The sequence below is a fragment of the Streptomyces sp. NPDC042100 genome (genome assembly GCF_055582325.1).
Genome location: NZ_JBVJDK010000014.1, coordinates 14,191 through 28,325 on the forward strand (window position 1 = coordinate 14,191; position 14,135 = coordinate 28,325).

Sequence of the window (14,135 nt, forward strand, 5' to 3'; positions counted from 1 at the left end):
CCGTTTCTGCAATGAACCCATGACCGCAGAAGACGACGACCGCATCGAGGCCGTGCTGACCGGGGTGGGCCCCCGGCTGCGCCGGATCCGCCGCGACCGGGGAGCCACCCTCGCCGAGCTCTCCGCCTCCACCGGCATCTCCGTGAGCACCCTCTCCCGCCTGGAGTCCGGGCAGCGCAAGCCCAGCCTGGAGCTGCTGCTGCCGATCGCCCGTGCCCACCAGGTGCCGCTCGACGAGCTGGTCGGCGCCCCGCAGGGCGGCGACCCCCGGGTGCGGGCCAAGCCGATCGTGCGGCACGGGCGCACGATGTACCCGCTGACCCGCCAGCCCGGCGGGCTCCAGGCGTACAAGATCGTCCAAGAGCCGGTGGCGGAGCCGGGCGAGCCCCGGGTCCACGAGGGGTACGAGTGGCTGTACGTGCTCTCCGGCAGCCTGCGGCTGGTGCTCGGCGAGCACGACGTGGTGCTCGGCGCGGGCGAGGCGGCCGAGTTCGACACCCGGGTGCCGCACTGGTTCGGGCCCGCCGGGGACCGTCCGGTGGAGTTCCTGAGCCTGTACGGGCCACAGGGGGAGCGGATGCACGTGAGGGCACGCCCGAAGAAGTCCTGACCGCCTGGTTCCGCCAAGCCAAGCGACCGCTTAGTATGCCGATCGGCGGGCGGTGCCTCGACGTGTCCCGACGTACCCCCGATGTATCCCCGACGTACCCCCGACGTACCGCGCAGGACCGACGACGGCTGCTGGAGGCCCGGATGCAGGCATGGCGAGTGCACGAGAACGGCGAGCCGGGCGAGGTGATGCAGCGCGACGAGGTCGCGGTCCCCGAGCCCGCCGCCGGGCAGGTGCTGCTCAAGGTCCGCGCCACCGGGATCAACTTCCCCGACGCGCTGCTGTGCCGGGGCCAGTACCAGGTGCGGCCCCCGCTGCCCTTCACGCCCGGCGTGGAGGTCTGCGCCGAGACCGAGGACGGGCGCCGGGTCATCGCCACCCCGGCCCTGCCGTACGGCGGGCTCGCCGGGTACGCGGTGGCCGACGCCGCCGCCCTGCTGCCCGCCCCCGAGGCGCTGGACGACGCCGAGGCCGCCGCCCTGCACATCGGCTACCAGACCGGGTGGTTCGGCCTGCACCGCCGGGCCGCCCTCAAGGAAGGCGAGACGCTGCTGGTGCACGCCGCCGCGGGCGGCGTCGGCAGCGCCGCCGTCCAGCTCGGCAAGGCCGCCGGGGCCACCGTCATCGGCGTCGTCGGCGGCGCCGACAAGGCCGCCGCCGCCCGCGCGCTCGGCTGCGACGCCGTCGTCGACCGGCACGCCGAGGACGTCGTCGCCGCCGTCAAGGAGGCCACCGGCGGCCGGGGCGCCGACGTGGTCTACGACCCGGTCGGCGGCGCCGCCTACCAGCAGTCGGCCAAGCTCGTCGCCTTCGAGGGCCGGATCGTCGTCGTCGGCTTCGCGAGCGGCACCGTCCCCGCGCCCGCCCTCAACCACGCCCTGGTGAAGAACTACGCGATCCTCGGCCTGCACTGGGGCCTCTACAACCTCAAGGACCCGGCCGCCGTGCTGCGCTGCCACGAGACCCTCACCGAGCTCGCCGCCAAGGGCCTGATCAAGCCGTACGTCAGCGAGCGCGTCCCTTTCGAGGGCGCCGCCGACGCCGTGCAGCGGGTCTCCGAGGGCGTCACCACCGGTCGCCTCGTCGTCCTCCCGGCGGGAGCCCGCGCATGACGGACACGCCCACCGGAGCCGCCGCGCCCGGCGCCGCCGAGCTGACCGAGCGCACCCGGCGGCTGCTCGCCGCCCACCCGCCCGCCGCCACCGCCCGCGCCGACTTCCTGCGGGCCCGTTTCGACGCCGGCCTCGCCTGGGTGCACTACCCGGTGGGCCTCGGCGGGCTCGGCGCCCCGCGCGCCCTCCAGGCCGTCGTGGACGCCGGGCTCGCCGCCGCCGGCGCCCCCGACAACGACCCCCGCCGGATCGGCATCGGCCTCGGCATGGCCGCCCCCACCCTCCTCGCCTACGGCTCCCAGGAGGTCAAGGAGCGCTTCCTCAAGCCGCTCTGGGTCGGCGACGAGGTCTGGTGCCAGCTCTTCAGCGAGCCCGGCGCGGGCTCCGACCTCGCCGCCCTCGGCACCCGGGCCGTCCGGGACGGCGACGGCTGGGTGGTCACCGGCCAGAAGGTATGGACCTCCAGCGCCCACCTGGCCCGCTGGGCCATCCTCATCGCCCGCACCGACCCCGAGGCGCCCAAGCACCGGGGCATCACCTACTTCGTCTGCGACATGACCGACCCCGGCGTCGAGGTCCGGCCGCTGCGGCAGATCACCGGCGAGGCCGAGTTCAACGAGGTCTTCCTGACCGGGGTGCGGATCCCCGACGCCCACCGGCTCGGCGAGGTCGGCGACGGCTGGCGGGTCGCCCGCACCACCCTCATGAACGAACGCGTCTCCATCGGCGGCGCCCGCCTCCCGCGCGAGGGCGGCATGATCGGCAAGGCCGCCGCCACCTGGCGCGCCCGCCCGGAGCTCCGCACCCACGCGCTGCACCGGCGGCTGCTGGAGCTCTGGGTGGACGCCGAGGTCGCCCGGCTCGCCGGCGAGCGGCTGCGGCAGGGCCTCGCGGCCGGCCAGCCCGGCCCCGAGGGCAGCGCCATGAAGCTCCTCTTCGCCCGGCTCAACCAGGAGATCAGCGGCCTGGAGGTGGACCTCCTGGGCGACGAGGGCCTCGGGTACGGGGACTGGGAGATGGTCCGGCCCGAGCTCGTCGACTTCACCGGGCGCGACGCGGGCTACCGCTATCTGCGCTCGAAGGGCAACTCGATCGAGGGCGGCACCAGCGAGGTGCTGCTCAACATCGTGGCCGAGCGGGTCCTCGGGCTGCCCGCCGAGCCCCGCGACGACAAGGACGTCCCCTGGAAGGACCTGGCGCGATGAGCGACCTGCTGTACTCCGAGGCCGAGGACGACCTGCGCGCCGCCGTCCGCGCGCTGCTGGCCGACCGGGCGGACCCGCGCACCGTGCTCGCCCGGATCGAGACCCCGGACCCCTGCCCGCCGGGCCTGTGGGCCGCGCTCGCGGGCGGCATCGGCGCCGCCGGGCTGCTGGTGCCCGAGAAGCTCGGCGGACAGGGCGCCGGGCCGCGCGAGGCGGCCGTGGTCCTGGAGGAGCTGGGCCGGGCGGTGACCCCGGCCCCGTATCTGACGAGCGCGGTGGTGGCGACCGCGACGCTGCTCGCGCTCGCGGCGGAGAGCGCCCCGGCGGCCGAGCTGCTGGGCGCGCTGGCGTCCGGCGAGCGGACCGCCGTCCTGGCCGTGCCCTTCTCCACCGCCCCCGACGGGCGTCCGGCGGGAGCCGTGTCCGGGCCGCCCGGGGATGTCGCCGCCCCCGTCCCCGCCGTGGCCGACGCGGGCGCGGCCGACGTCCTGCTGGTGCCGCGCCCGGACGGGCTGTACGCGGTGGCGGCGGCGGACTCGGTGATCATCCGCACCTCCTCGCTCGACCTGACCCGGCCGCTGGCCACCGTGGACGCGAGCGGCGCGGCGGGCACCCGGCTCGCCGGTGCCGACGCGGCGGCCGGGGCGGTCCGGCACGGGCTGCTCACCGGCGCGGGACTGCTCGCCTCCGAGCAGCTCGGGCTCGCCGAGTGGTGCCTGGAGGAGACCGTGCGGCACACCCGCGAGCGGCACCAGTTCAACCGCCCGATCGGCTCCTTCCAGGCGCTGAAGCACCGGATGGCCCAGCTGTGGCTGGAGCTGGTGGGGGCCCGGGCGGCCGCCCGCGCCGCCGCCGACGCGCTGGCGACCGGTGCCGGGGACGCGGCCCTGACGGTGGCCGTCGCCCAGGCGTACTGCTCGAAGGCGGCGGTGCGCGCGGCCGAGGAGTGCGTACAACTGCACGGCGGCATCGGCATGACCTGGGAGCACCCGGCCCACCTGGCCCTGAAGCGGGCCAAGTCCGCCTCGGTCGCACTGGGTTCGGCCGGGCGGCACCAGGACGCGATCGCGGCCCTGGCGGACCTGCCGGCCCCCGTGTGAGGTCCCGGGCGGGCCGGGCGGGGAGCCGAACCGGCCATCCGTAGGGAGCCCGCTTTGTCCGCACCCCTTTGCCTGCTGTTTAATTGCGAGTTGTTCGCAATAACAGTTGATCTTCAAAAGGGGTGTGGGCACCATGACCGCCCGATCCATACGCGGCGCCGCCGCCGCGACGCTGGCCGGCACCCTGGCCCTCACCGCGGCGGCCTGCTCGACCCCCGGCGGCGGCGCGGGCAAGGGCGGCGCCACGGATTCCGCGGTCGTCGGCATCGCCTACGAGCCCGAATCGCTCAGCCCCCTCCTCGGCTACGGCAAGGACGGCAACTCCAAGATCTTCGACGGGCTGCTCACCCTCGACGCCGACATGAAGCTGCGGCCCGCCCTCGCCACCGCGCTGCCGACGGTCAGCGCCGACGGCCTCACCTACACGTACCGGCTGCGCCAGGGCGTGAAGTTCAGCGACGGCAAGCCCTTCACCGCCAAGGACGTCGTCTTCACCTACCGCACGGTGCTCGACCCGAAGACCAACAACCCCTCGCGGACCGAGCTCGACGCCCTCAAGGACGTCAAGGCCGAGGGCGACGACACCGTCGTCTTCACCCTCAAGTACCCCTACGCGCCCTTCGCCCAGCGCACCGTGCTCGCCATCGCCCCCGAGCACGTCGCCGGCCGCCAGGACGTCAACACCGGCCCCTTCACCACCCGGCCCATCGGCACCGGACCGTACGTCCTCACCGGCTGGTCCAAGGGCGAGAAGCTCACCTTCAAGGCCAACCCCGGCTACTGGGGCGGCGAGCCCGCCGTGAAGAAGTTCACCATGGCGGTCATCAAGGACGACGACGTCCGCGCCACCCGGCTGCGCGCCGGCGACCTCGACGGCGCCATCCTGCCGCCCGCCCTCGCCGCCGGATTCAAGCGGGACGAGGACAAGAAGACCTACGCGGCCACCACCTACGACTACCGCACGGTCACCCTCCCCACCCACCACCCGGTGACCGGCGACACCGCCGTCCGCCGCGCCCTCGACATCGCCGTCGACCGCCAGGCCATGGTCGACAAGATCCTCGAAGGCGCCGGCAAGCCCGCCTACGGCCCCGTCCCCACCGACAGCCCCTGGTTCGCCAAGGGCACCGAGCGCCGTCACGACCTCGCCGGAGCCGGGAAGATCCTCGACGAGGCCGGCTGGAAGCCCGGCCCCGACGGCGTCCGCGTCAAGAACGGCGTCCGCGCCTCCTTCCCGCTCTGGTACCTCTCCGGCGACAAGATCCGCCAGGACCACGCCCTCGCCTACGCCTCCGACGCCAAGAAGGCCGGCATCGAGATCAAGGCCCAGGCCGGCACCTGGGAGGTCATCGAGCCCCGCATGAAGACCGACGCCGTCCTGGCCGGCGGCGGCTCGCCCGGCGACCCCGACTTCGACCAGTACCTGCTGCTCACCTCCTCCCTCGGCGGCGACGGCTTCAACAACATGGCCTGGTACGACAACAAGACCGTCGACAAGGCCCTGGAGGACGGCCGCCGCACGAACGACCCGGCCGCCCGCCGCGCCGCCTACGACACCGTCCAGCGCGAACTGGTGAAGAACCCCGGCTACACCTTCCTCACCCACATCGACCACCTGTACGTCGTCGACAAGCGCTTCGGCGCGCTCAGCACCCAGGTCGAGCCGCACGACCACGGCCTCGCCTCCGGCCCCTGGTGGAACGTCGAGAGCTGGAAGCCGAAGCCGTGAGCCGCCGCCTCCCCTGGGGGGCCATGGCCCGCATGACCGGACGGCGCGCCCTGGCCGCCGTCCCGGTCCTGCTCGGCGTCACCCTCGCCGTCTTCGCCGTCGCCGAAGCCTCCCCCTTCGACCCCGTCAAGGCCTACGCCGGCACCGCTGGACTCACCGCCTCCCAGGAGAACCTGGACCAGCTCCGCGCCAACCTCGGCGTCGACCGGCCCCTCCTCACCCGCTGGTGGGAATGGCTCGGCGGCGCCGTCACCGGCGACCTCGGCCAGTCCGGCACCATGCGCCAGCCCGTCGCCGACGTCATCGCCGAACGCCTCGGCTGGTCCGTGCTCCTCGCCGCCACCGCCTTCCTCGTCGCCGTCGCCCTCGGCACCGCCCTCGGCGTCCTCGCCGGCCGCCGCCGAGGCGGCTTCCTCGACCGGGCGGTCAGCTCCGCCGCGTACACCCTGGAAGCCGCCCCCGCCTTCTGGCTCGGCCTCCTCGCCATCTGGTTCTTCGCGCTGCGGCTCGGCGTCCTGCCCGCCGGCGGGCTCACCGACACCGGCAGCGACACCGTCACCGCCGGACAGGTCGCGAGCCACCTCGTGCTCCCCGCCCTCGTCCTGGGCGTCTCCCAGCTCCCCTGGTTCTTCCTGTACGTGCGCCAGGGCGTCGGCGACGCCCTGGAAGAGGACCCGGTGCGCGGCGCCCGCGCCCGCGGCCTCGCCGAACGCACCGTGCTCACCGGCCACGCCCTGCGCTCCGGGATGCTGCCCATGCTCACCCTGATCGGCTCCCGGGTCCCCGAGCTCATCACCGGCGCCCTGCTCGTCGAGACCGTCTTCAGCTGGCCCGGCATCGCCGCCGCCACCGTCCAGGCCGCCGTCTCCGTCGACTTCCCGCTCCTCGCCGCGCTCACCGTGCTGGCCACCGCCGCCGTGCTGCTCGGCAACCTCCTCTCCGACCTGCTCTACGGACTCGCCGACCCCCGGGTGGGATTCGATGGCTGACACCGCGCTCACCCCCCGCCCGACGCCCCGCCCGGCCCGCCGCCGCGCCGCCGCCCCCGCCGACCGCACCCGGCGGCTGCGGCTGTGGAGCTCCGCCCTCGTCACCGGCGCCGTCGTCCTCGCCGTCCTCCTCGTCCCGCCGCTCGTCCAGCTCGACGAACAGGCCGTCGACCTGGGCAGCAAACTGCTCCCGCCGTCCTGGCAGCACCCCTTCGGCACCGACGACCTCGGCCGCGACCTGCTCCTGCGCTGCGTCTACGGCCTGCGGATCTCGCTCCTCGTCGGCCTGGTCGCCGCCCTCGTCGCCACCGTCATCGGCACCGCCGTCGGCGCCACGGCGGGCGCCCTCGGCGGACGCTTCGACCGCTTCGCCATGCGCGTCGTCGACGCCTTCTCCTCCGTACCGCACCTGCTGCTCGGCATCTTCATCGTCGCCATGTTCCGGCCCGGCGTCTGGCCCGTGATCGTCTCCGTGGCGCTCACCCACTGGCTCTCCACCGCCCGGATCGTGCGCTCCGAAGTCCTCTCGCTGCGCTCCCGCCCCTTCGTGGACGCCGCGATCTCCGGCGGCGCCTCCCGGTGGCGGGTCGCCGTCCGGCACCTGCTCCCCGCCGTCCTGCCGCAGGCCGGACTCGCCGCCGTCCTCATGGTCCCGCACGCCATGTGGCACGAGTCGGCCCTCTCCTTCCTCGGCCTCGGCCTGCCCAGCCACCAGGCCAGCCTCGGCAACCTCGTCCAGACCGCCCGCTCCTCGCTGCTCGCCGGCGCCTGGTGGCCGACGCTCTTCCCTGGCCTGCTGCTCATCGTGCCGACCCTCGCCATCGCCGGACTCGCCGGGATCTGGCGCGACCGGCTCAACCCGCGCCGCCGATCGGAGCTGAGCCTGTGACCGCCGAGCCCGCGCCGCCCGGCGCCGTCGCCCCCCGGCTCGCCCGCGCCCTCGCCGCCGTCGACGCCGAACGGGCCGAGACCGCCGTCCTCAGCGTCCGAGGCCTCACCGTCCGCTTCCGGCTGCGCGGCGGCCGGCACGTCGCCGCCGTCACCGGCGCCGACTTCGACCTCGCGGCGGGGGAGTGCCTCGCCCTCGTCGGCGAGAGCGGCTGCGGGAAGTCCGTCCTCGCCTCCGCCCTCCTCGGCCTCCTGCCCGGCAACGCCGAGACCGAGGGCAGCGCCCTCCTCGACGGCACCGACCTGCTCGCCGCCGGCGAACGCACCCTCGCCCGCACCGTACGGGGCCGCCTCGTCGGTCTCGTCCCGCAGAGCCCCGCCGCCCACCTCACCCCGGTCCGCACCGTCCGCGCGCACCTGGAGGAGACCGTCCGGGCCCTCACCGGCACCCCGAGGCGCGCCCGGCGAGCCGCCGCCGAGGCCGCCGCCGACCGGGCCGCCTTCCCCGCCGGGCACCTCGACCGCTATCCCCACGAGCTCTCCGGCGGCCTCGCCCAGCGCGCCGCCACCGCCCTCGCCCTCATCGGCGACGCGCCCCTGCTGCTCGCCGACGAACCCACCACCGGACTCGACCGCGCACTGGTCGACCGCACCGCCGACGAACTGCGCCGCCACGCCGACGAGGGCAAGGCCCTCCTGCTCATCACCCACGACCTGGCCGCCGCCCGCCGGGTCGCCGACCGGGTCGCCGTCATGTACGCCGGACGGATCGTGGAGATCGCCCCCGCCGCCCGCTTCTTCGGGACGCCCGGACCCCGCCACCCGTACGCCCGGGGCCTGCTCGACGCGCTCCCGGAGCGGGAGTTCACCCCGATCCCCGGGATGCCGCCCGAGCTGTCGAACCTGCCCGAGGGCTGCGCCTTCGCCCCGCGCTGCGCCCGCGCCACCGCCGCCTGCGCCGTCCGGCCGGAGCCGCTCGCGGGCACCGCCTGCCACCACCCGTGGGGAGCCCAGGATGCTTGAGCTGCACGGCGTCACCGCAGGCTACGAGCGCCGCGCCCCGGTCTTCCGGGACGCCTCGCTCACCGTGGCCCCCGGCGAGGCCCTCGGCCTGCTCGGCCCCAGCGGCTGCGGCAAGTCCACCCTGGCCCGGGTCGCCGCCCTGCTGCACCGCCCCGACGCGGGCACGGTCCGCGTCGACGGCACGGAGATACGGGCCTGGCGGCACCGCGCCCCGCGCGACCTGCGCACCGCGATCGGCGTCGTCTTCCAGCAGCCCCGGCTCTCCGCCGACCCCCGGCTGCGGCTCGCCGACCTCATCGCCGAACCGCTGCGCGCCACCGGGCGGCGCGCCCTGGCCGCCGAGCGGCTGGCCGAGCTCGCCCCCGCCGTCGGGCTCACCGAGGACCTGCTGGGCCGCCGCCCGCACGAGGTCAGCGACGGACAACTGCAACGCGCCTGCCTGGCCCGCGCCCTGGTGCTGCGGCCGCGCTGGCTGATCTGCGACGAGATGACCGCGATGCTCGACGCCTCCACGACCGCCGCCCTGGTGCACGCCGTCGAGGCGTACCGGGCCCGGACCGGCGCGGGGCTGCTCGCCGTCGGCCACGACCGGGTGCTCCTGGAGCGCTGGTGCGACCGCACGGTGGAGTGGGCGGACTGTCTGGCGGGGGGTGCCCCGGGGGAGAATGCGGCATGACCCCCGCGAGCCCCTGGACCCCGCTGCCGGACTCCGACCCGCTCGGCGGACTGCGCGCCGCCGTCGAGGCGCCCGACGGGGTGCTCGGCCACGAGCCGGGGGGCGGCTACGAGGACCGCTGCTGGGTGCTGCACACCATCCGGACCGGCACCCGGCGGCTGCGCTGGCGCGAGGTGCTGGCCGGGGCCGGGCGGCGCCTGGAGGAGTGGCCGGGGACCCCCTCGTACCTGCTCTTCCAGGGTGTCGAGGGGCGGGACGAGCACGAGGGCCCGTCCGACGGGGAGATCGACCGCGAGTGCCTCGTCCGGCTCGTCGAGCTGCTGGCCCGGCACGGTGGCGGGGTCCCCGGCGGTGCGGACACCCCGGTGTACGCGGCCCAGGCACCGATCGAGGACCTGCTCGACGCGGTCCCGGCGCGCGGCGGGCGGCTCGCCGACGCCCCCGCCCACCACGACCGCTGCTCGGGGCGCAGCGGCGAGACCTGGGTGCAGTTCCCGGCCAACTGGTGGGCGGCGGACGGCTCCTGGTTCGTGCTGACCGACTGGGACCTGTGCGCCACCGAGGTCTTCGGCAGCGCGGAGCTGGTCGCGGCGCTGCTGGCCGACGAGGAGCTGGAGGCCGTGCGCCACCCGAGCATCGCCGAGTCCCTGGGCCGGGGCTGAGGAACGGCGGGAGACGGGCCGGGGAACGGGCCTGGGAACGGTCGGCGGCGGCTGCGGGGAACGGCCGGGGCCGGCGCCGGGGAACGGCCCGGCGCGCGATGTCACCCGGATGGGCGCGCCGCCATACCGCCGTCCGGATCGCCCGGTCCGACACACTGTCCGCCGGACGCCGCGATTCCGGTGCGGCGCGAGGAGGTCTGTGCCATGGCCGTTTCCGTATCCGTCCTGCTGCTCCTGGTGGTGATCGCCGTGATCTTCCTGCGCACGGGCGGTCTGAAGTTCTCGCACGCGCTGGTCTGCGCGCTGCTCGGCTTCTTCCTGGCGAGCACGAGCATGGCCCCGACCATCCAGAACGGGGTGGCCGCGACGGCCGACGTGGTGTCCAGCCTGCGGCCCTGAACTCCCCCGGCGGAACCCCAGCGCCACTCGGAGTTCGTCCGTTGCAGGGCGTCAGCTCCCCGCGGGAGGAGGCCGCGGGCCCGACATGATCGGGTCCCGTGGACATACCCCCAGATCCAGCCGTTCTGTATCCCGATATCGCGGCGCACGGCAGCCTCAGCGCGGCGCTCAGGGCCGTGGCGGAAGGCCGTCTTGACGGCGTTCTGATGACGCACCCGGAACTCGCTCCGCTGCGTGGTGTCAGGGTCGGCTCCGTGATACCGCACCGGAGTTCTCTCAAGGTCAGCGCACGGCACCATGTACGGCAGTGGTCCATCGAGGGCAGCGACTCATTTGCCGGCATGGCACTCATCGACGGCACGACGGACGATCTGGCGGAGATCGCCAGGGCGGCACGGGCTGCTCACTCGAGATGACAGTCATGGACGAGGACTCAACTCGATTCGCCACGGCACGCGAAGCGGTGGCACCGGCCACGAGGGGCCACCGTCACCATCGGCCTCAATGGCCCGCGCCTGCTGCGCGAGACCGCTTGGCGCCGTCTCAACGAAGACACCGCGTGAACGGACGCGCCCGCCGTACGGCCCCCTCCCCGGGGGCCGCACGTACCACCGGCACCGTCTGGGGCGCCGACTCAGGCCCTTGCCACCTGTCTGGATGGAGCTACTTCAGGACCTTGGCGAACTCGGGTACGACCTGGTCGAGGGCGTACGAGACGGAGAGCACCGAGTCCGTGGCGAACGCGAGGCTGAGGGTGGACTCGGGCTCGAACACGACGTCGCGCCCGTCCTTGACCGCCGGAAGCCCCTGGTAGAGGGCGTCGCCGGTCACCTGGGCGGCAGGGACACCGATGGGGCCGACGACGACGAGGTCAGCGTCGAGGATGCCGATGTTCTCTCGCGAGACGGGGATGAAGAAGTTGGAGCCGGCACGCTTCTGGACCTGGGGGTTGTTCGTGAAGCCGAGACGCTCCAGGAAGTCGACGCGGCCGCTGCCGTGCACGTAGGCGCCGTAGCCCTCACTGGTCCGGGAACCCGAGGTGACGGTCTTCCCCTTGAATTCGGGGTGCGCCTTGGCCGCGGCGGCGAACTTCTTCTCGGTGTCCGCGATCAGCTGCCGGCCCTTGTCATGCAGGCCGAGAGCGTCAGAGATCATCTCTGTCTGCGTCTCCCAGTTGGTGAGGTAGGCGTCACCGCCCTTGGGTACGCCGATCGTCGGTGCGATCTTGCTCAGCGTGTCGTAGCGCTTCTGGTCACCGCTGGACTTCGTGTCGAGGATGAGGTCGGGCTGGAGCGAGGCGATCTTCTCGTACTCGGGCTCCATGGTGCCGATGAGCGTCGGGGCCTTCTTGTAGAGGCCCTTGGCCCACGGGCCCACTCCTTCGCCGCCGAAGGCGAGCCAGTCGCTGGCGCCGACGGGCTGCACGCCGAGAGCCAGCGCGGTCTCCGCGTCGCCCCAACCGAGGGCGACGATCCGCTTGGGCTGCTCCTTGACCGAGACGTCGCCGAACTTGGTGGCGACCTTCACGGGGAACCCGGCCGCAGCGGGGCTCGTGGTGTCCTCGTCGTTCGACGAGGAAGCGCCGCAAGCGGTGAGGGCCGCGAGGGAGAGGGCGGCGACACCGACACCGAGAAGGCGGCCCGCGCGGGAGGCGCGGTGGGACGTTGTGACCTTGGTCGAGCGCTTGAACATGAGGGGAAGTCGGCCTAACTGTGGGTGATTGGAGTGGGTGAATTCCGGTGATCCGGATGGCTCAGACGTCTGCTCCGATGCGGTGTCGGCCGATCGGCACGATCATGGGGGTGCCGGACACGGGATCCGGCACCAGCGTGCAATTCATGCCGAACGCCTGATGGACCAGGTCCTGGGTGACGACCTTCCCGGGCGGGCCTTCGGCGAGGACTCGGCCGTCGCGCATGGCGATGAGGTGGTCGGCGTACCGGCACGCGAGGTTGAGGTCGTGCAGCACGACGACGACGGTGGTTCCGTGCTCCTGGTTCAGATCGACCAAGAGGTCCAGCACGTCGAGCTGGTGGCTGACGTCGAGGTAGGTCGTGGGCTCGTCAAGGAGGAGGATGTCGGTGCGCTGAGCCAGAGCCATGGCGATCCATACCCGCTGTCGCTGGCCGCCCGACAACTGATCCACCTGGCGGCCCGCGAGCTCCACGATGTCGGTGGCGACCAGGGCGTCGGCGACGGCTTCCTTGTCCTCCGCTGTCCAGCGGGGGAACCATCCCTGGTGCGCGTGGCGGCCGCGGCCGACGAGGTCGCTGACGGTGATGCCCTCGGGGGCTGTAGGGCTCTGGGGCAGTACGCCGAGCAGAGCGGCGACCTCGCGCGTGGGCATGCGGTGGATGGCCTGGCCATCCAGGAGGGCGGCTCCCGACTGAGGGGGCAGCAGGCGGGCCATGGCCCGCAGAAGGGTGGACTTCCCGCAGGCGTTGGGCCCGACGATCATGGTGATCTTTCCCGGTGGGAGGTTCACCGTGAGGCCGTTGACCACTTCGCGGCCGTCGTAGCCGAGGCGGATGTCGCGCGTGCCGAGTGTGTGAGCAGCGCTCATGGGACGTGTCCTTTGGCGATGGGTTCGGGACGGAATTCGGGCGGCCGCGGCCAGAACGTTCAGCCTGCTCCGCCGGCGCGGTTGGTGCGTGCCAGCAGCCACAGGAGGTAGGGAGCACCGATGAGACCGGTCACGACTCCGACGGGGAACTGGCTGGACCACAGCAGGTGCTGGCCGATGAAGTCGGCCACGACCATCAGCACCGCGCCGACGAGCGCCGCGGGAAGGATCGCCGCACCGGCGGCAGGGGCAAGCCGGCGGGCGACCGGCGCGGCGATGAGAGCGACGAAGGCGACGGGGCCCGCCGCAGCGGTGGCCACTCCCGCGAGGGCCACCGCGCATCCGAGGAGGGCGAGGCGACCTCGGTTGACCGGGACACCGAGGCCGGCCGCGGTGTCGTCGCCGAGTTCGAGCGCGCCGAGGTGGCGATGTGCCATCGCGGTCACAGGCAGCAGGACTGCGAGGGCTACCAGGAGTGGCCACACCTGGTCCAGGGCGCTGCCGTTGAGGCTTCCGGTGAGCCAGACCAGAGCGTCCTGCGCGCGCGTGACGTCCGCGCTGGTCAGAAGGTAGGACACGACGCTGGAAAGGGCTGCTGCCACTCCGATTCCGATGAGCACGAATCGTTGCCCGGAGACACCTCGGCGCCAGGCGAGCGCGTAGATGACTGTGGCACTGAGGAGTGCGCCCGCCAATGCGGCGACGGAGATGCCCAGGCCGCTGATGCCGAGTCCTACGCTGGCAACGACTGCCGCAGCGCTGGCGCCCTGGCTGACGCCGATGACGTCGGGGCTGGCAAGGGGATTGCGCAGCAGGGCTTGGCACAGGGCACCGGAGATTCCGAAGGCGCAGCCCACGAGGAGGGCGAGCAGGGCCCTGGGGAGCCGCAGTTCGACGACGACGAACCGGGTTCCTCCGCTCGCCTCGCCGGTCAGGGCGCGTACGACGTCGCTGAGAGGGGTGGGAACGTCTCCGACGCACAGCGAGGCGGCGAAGGCGGCGAGGAGAGCGGCTGAAAGGAGCAGGCACACGAGCGTGGTGCGTCGCCGCCGCGTGCGGCGGGCGGCGGTGATGAGGCGGAGCGCCTCGTATCTCCGTCCCTCGGCCCGCGAGGGGGCGTGAGCGGGGGATGTCATCGCTTGGTCCTCCTGCGCGCTGCCGGCGCCAATCCTTCGGATG

Annotated in this window: 14 protein-coding genes; 11 read left to right on the forward strand and 3 right to left on the reverse strand. The window is 73.8% G+C overall.

Annotated elements, in window-relative coordinates:
* Positions 1 to 19 precede the first annotated feature (19 nt).
* The 11 genes from ACZ6J5_RS28145 to ACZ6J5_RS28195 all read left to right on the forward strand — a co-directional run bounded on the left by ACZ6J5_RS28145 (position 20) and on the right by ACZ6J5_RS28195 (position 10,393).
* Positions 20 to 610 (forward strand): helix-turn-helix domain-containing protein, encoded by a 591-nt coding sequence (locus ACZ6J5_RS28145; RefSeq protein ID WP_469396107.1) that lies wholly within the window; start codon positions 20 to 22, stop codon positions 608 to 610.
* Between the two features lie 143 nt (positions 611 to 753).
* Positions 754 to 1,722 carry an NADPH:quinone oxidoreductase family protein gene (locus tag ACZ6J5_RS28150; RefSeq protein WP_469396109.1) on the forward strand — a complete coding sequence of 323 codons (969 nt, stop codon included), beginning with the start codon at positions 754 to 756 and terminating at the stop codon, positions 1,720 to 1,722.
* On the forward strand, positions 1,719 to 2,927 hold the full coding sequence (locus ACZ6J5_RS28155; protein ID WP_469396111.1) for an acyl-CoA dehydrogenase family protein: 1,209 nt from the start codon (positions 1,719 to 1,721) through the stop codon (positions 2,925 to 2,927). The genes ACZ6J5_RS28150 and ACZ6J5_RS28155 overlap by 4 nt, the downstream gene beginning before the upstream one ends.
* The gene (locus ACZ6J5_RS28160; RefSeq protein ID WP_469396113.1) at positions 2,924 to 4,027 is read left to right on the forward strand and encodes an acyl-CoA dehydrogenase family protein; all 1,104 of its coding nucleotides are present in this window, start codon (positions 2,924 to 2,926) and stop codon (positions 4,025 to 4,027) included. The genes ACZ6J5_RS28155 and ACZ6J5_RS28160 overlap by 4 nt, the downstream gene beginning before the upstream one ends.
* Before the next feature lie 133 nt (positions 4,028 to 4,160).
* Entirely contained in the window at positions 4,161 to 5,756 is a 1,596-nt protein-coding gene (locus ACZ6J5_RS28165; protein WP_469396114.1) for an ABC transporter substrate-binding protein, read from the forward strand.
* Positions 5,753 to 6,745 carry an ABC transporter permease gene (locus ACZ6J5_RS28170; protein ID WP_469396116.1) on the forward strand — a complete coding sequence of 331 codons (993 nt, stop codon included), beginning with the start codon at positions 5,753 to 5,755 and terminating at the stop codon, positions 6,743 to 6,745. The genes ACZ6J5_RS28165 and ACZ6J5_RS28170 overlap by 4 nt, the downstream gene beginning before the upstream one ends.
* Entirely contained in the window at positions 6,738 to 7,634 is an 897-nt protein-coding gene (locus tag ACZ6J5_RS28175; protein ID WP_469396118.1) for an ABC transporter permease, read from the forward strand. The genes ACZ6J5_RS28170 and ACZ6J5_RS28175 overlap by 8 nt, the downstream gene beginning before the upstream one ends.
* Positions 7,631 to 8,656, forward strand: coding sequence for an ABC transporter ATP-binding protein (locus ACZ6J5_RS28180; RefSeq protein ID WP_469396120.1), 1,026 nt, complete (start codon positions 7,631 to 7,633; stop codon positions 8,654 to 8,656). Before ACZ6J5_RS28175 ends, ACZ6J5_RS28180 begins: the two co-directional genes overlap by 4 nt.
* Positions 8,649 to 9,332 carry an ABC transporter ATP-binding protein gene (locus ACZ6J5_RS28185; RefSeq protein ID WP_469396122.1) on the forward strand — a complete coding sequence of 228 codons (684 nt, stop codon included), beginning with the start codon at positions 8,649 to 8,651 and terminating at the stop codon, positions 9,330 to 9,332. The genes ACZ6J5_RS28180 and ACZ6J5_RS28185 overlap by 8 nt, the downstream gene beginning before the upstream one ends.
* Complete coding sequence (locus tag ACZ6J5_RS28190) at positions 9,329 to 9,994, forward strand: hypothetical protein (RefSeq protein ID WP_469396124.1); 666 nt, start codon at positions 9,329 to 9,331, stop codon at positions 9,992 to 9,994. The genes ACZ6J5_RS28185 and ACZ6J5_RS28190 overlap by 4 nt, the downstream gene beginning before the upstream one ends.
* 204 nt (positions 9,995 to 10,198) lie before the next feature.
* Positions 10,199 to 10,393 (forward strand): hypothetical protein, encoded by a 195-nt coding sequence (locus ACZ6J5_RS28195; protein WP_362469943.1) that lies wholly within the window; start codon positions 10,199 to 10,201, stop codon positions 10,391 to 10,393.
* Between the two features lie 663 nt (positions 10,394 to 11,056).
* Here the strand turns inward: ACZ6J5_RS28195 and ACZ6J5_RS28200 are convergent.
* The 3 genes from ACZ6J5_RS28200 to ACZ6J5_RS28210 all read right to left on the reverse strand — a co-directional run bounded on the left by ACZ6J5_RS28200 (position 11,057) and on the right by ACZ6J5_RS28210 (position 14,092).
* On the reverse strand, positions 11,057 to 12,085 hold the full coding sequence (locus tag ACZ6J5_RS28200; RefSeq protein WP_469396126.1) for an iron-siderophore ABC transporter substrate-binding protein: 1,029 nt from the start codon (positions 12,083 to 12,085) through the stop codon (positions 11,057 to 11,059).
* Between the two features lie 61 nt (positions 12,086 to 12,146).
* Positions 12,147 to 12,956, reverse strand: coding sequence for an ABC transporter ATP-binding protein (locus ACZ6J5_RS28205; protein ID WP_469396128.1), 810 nt, complete (start codon positions 12,954 to 12,956; stop codon positions 12,147 to 12,149).
* A gap of 59 nt (positions 12,957 to 13,015) precedes the next feature.
* Positions 13,016 to 14,092: a FecCD family ABC transporter permease gene (locus ACZ6J5_RS28210; protein WP_469396376.1), complete on the reverse strand. Its 1,077-nt coding sequence runs from the start codon at positions 14,090 to 14,092 to the stop codon at positions 13,016 to 13,018.
* Between the last annotated feature and the right edge of the window lie 43 nt (positions 14,093 to 14,135).

Bases quoted from the DNA above. Each gene is read 5' to 3' on its own strand.
- ACZ6J5_RS28145 (WP_469396107.1), top strand. From the start codon at position 20: ATGACCGCAGAAGACGACGACCGCATCGAGGCCGTGCTGACCGGGGTG.
- ACZ6J5_RS28150 (WP_469396109.1), top strand. From the start codon at position 754: ATGCAGGCATGGCGAGTGCACGAGAACGGCGAGCCGGGCGAGGTGATG.
- ACZ6J5_RS28155 (WP_469396111.1), top strand. From the start codon at position 1,719: ATGACGGACACGCCCACCGGAGCCGCCGCGCCCGGCGCCGCCGAGCTG.
- ACZ6J5_RS28160 (WP_469396113.1), top strand. From the start codon at position 2,924: ATGAGCGACCTGCTGTACTCCGAGGCCGAGGACGACCTGCGCGCCGCC.
- ACZ6J5_RS28165 (WP_469396114.1), top strand. From the start codon at position 4,161: ATGACCGCCCGATCCATACGCGGCGCCGCCGCCGCGACGCTGGCCGGC.
- ACZ6J5_RS28175 (WP_469396118.1), top strand. From the start codon at position 6,738: ATGGCTGACACCGCGCTCACCCCCCGCCCGACGCCCCGCCCGGCCCGC.
- ACZ6J5_RS28185 (WP_469396122.1), top strand. From the start codon at position 8,649: ATGCTTGAGCTGCACGGCGTCACCGCAGGCTACGAGCGCCGCGCCCCG.
- ACZ6J5_RS28190 (WP_469396124.1), top strand. From the start codon at position 9,329: ATGACCCCCGCGAGCCCCTGGACCCCGCTGCCGGACTCCGACCCGCTC.
- ACZ6J5_RS28195 (WP_362469943.1), top strand. From the start codon at position 10,199: ATGGCCGTTTCCGTATCCGTCCTGCTGCTCCTGGTGGTGATCGCCGTG.
- ACZ6J5_RS28200 (WP_469396126.1), bottom strand. From the start codon at position 12,085: ATGTTCAAGCGCTCGACCAAGGTCACAACGTCCCACCGCGCCTCCCGC.
- ACZ6J5_RS28205 (WP_469396128.1), bottom strand. From the start codon at position 12,956: ATGAGCGCTGCTCACACACTCGGCACGCGCGACATCCGCCTCGGCTAC.
- ACZ6J5_RS28210 (WP_469396376.1), bottom strand. From the start codon at position 14,092: ATGACATCCCCCGCTCACGCCCCCTCGCGGGCCGAGGGACGGAGATAC.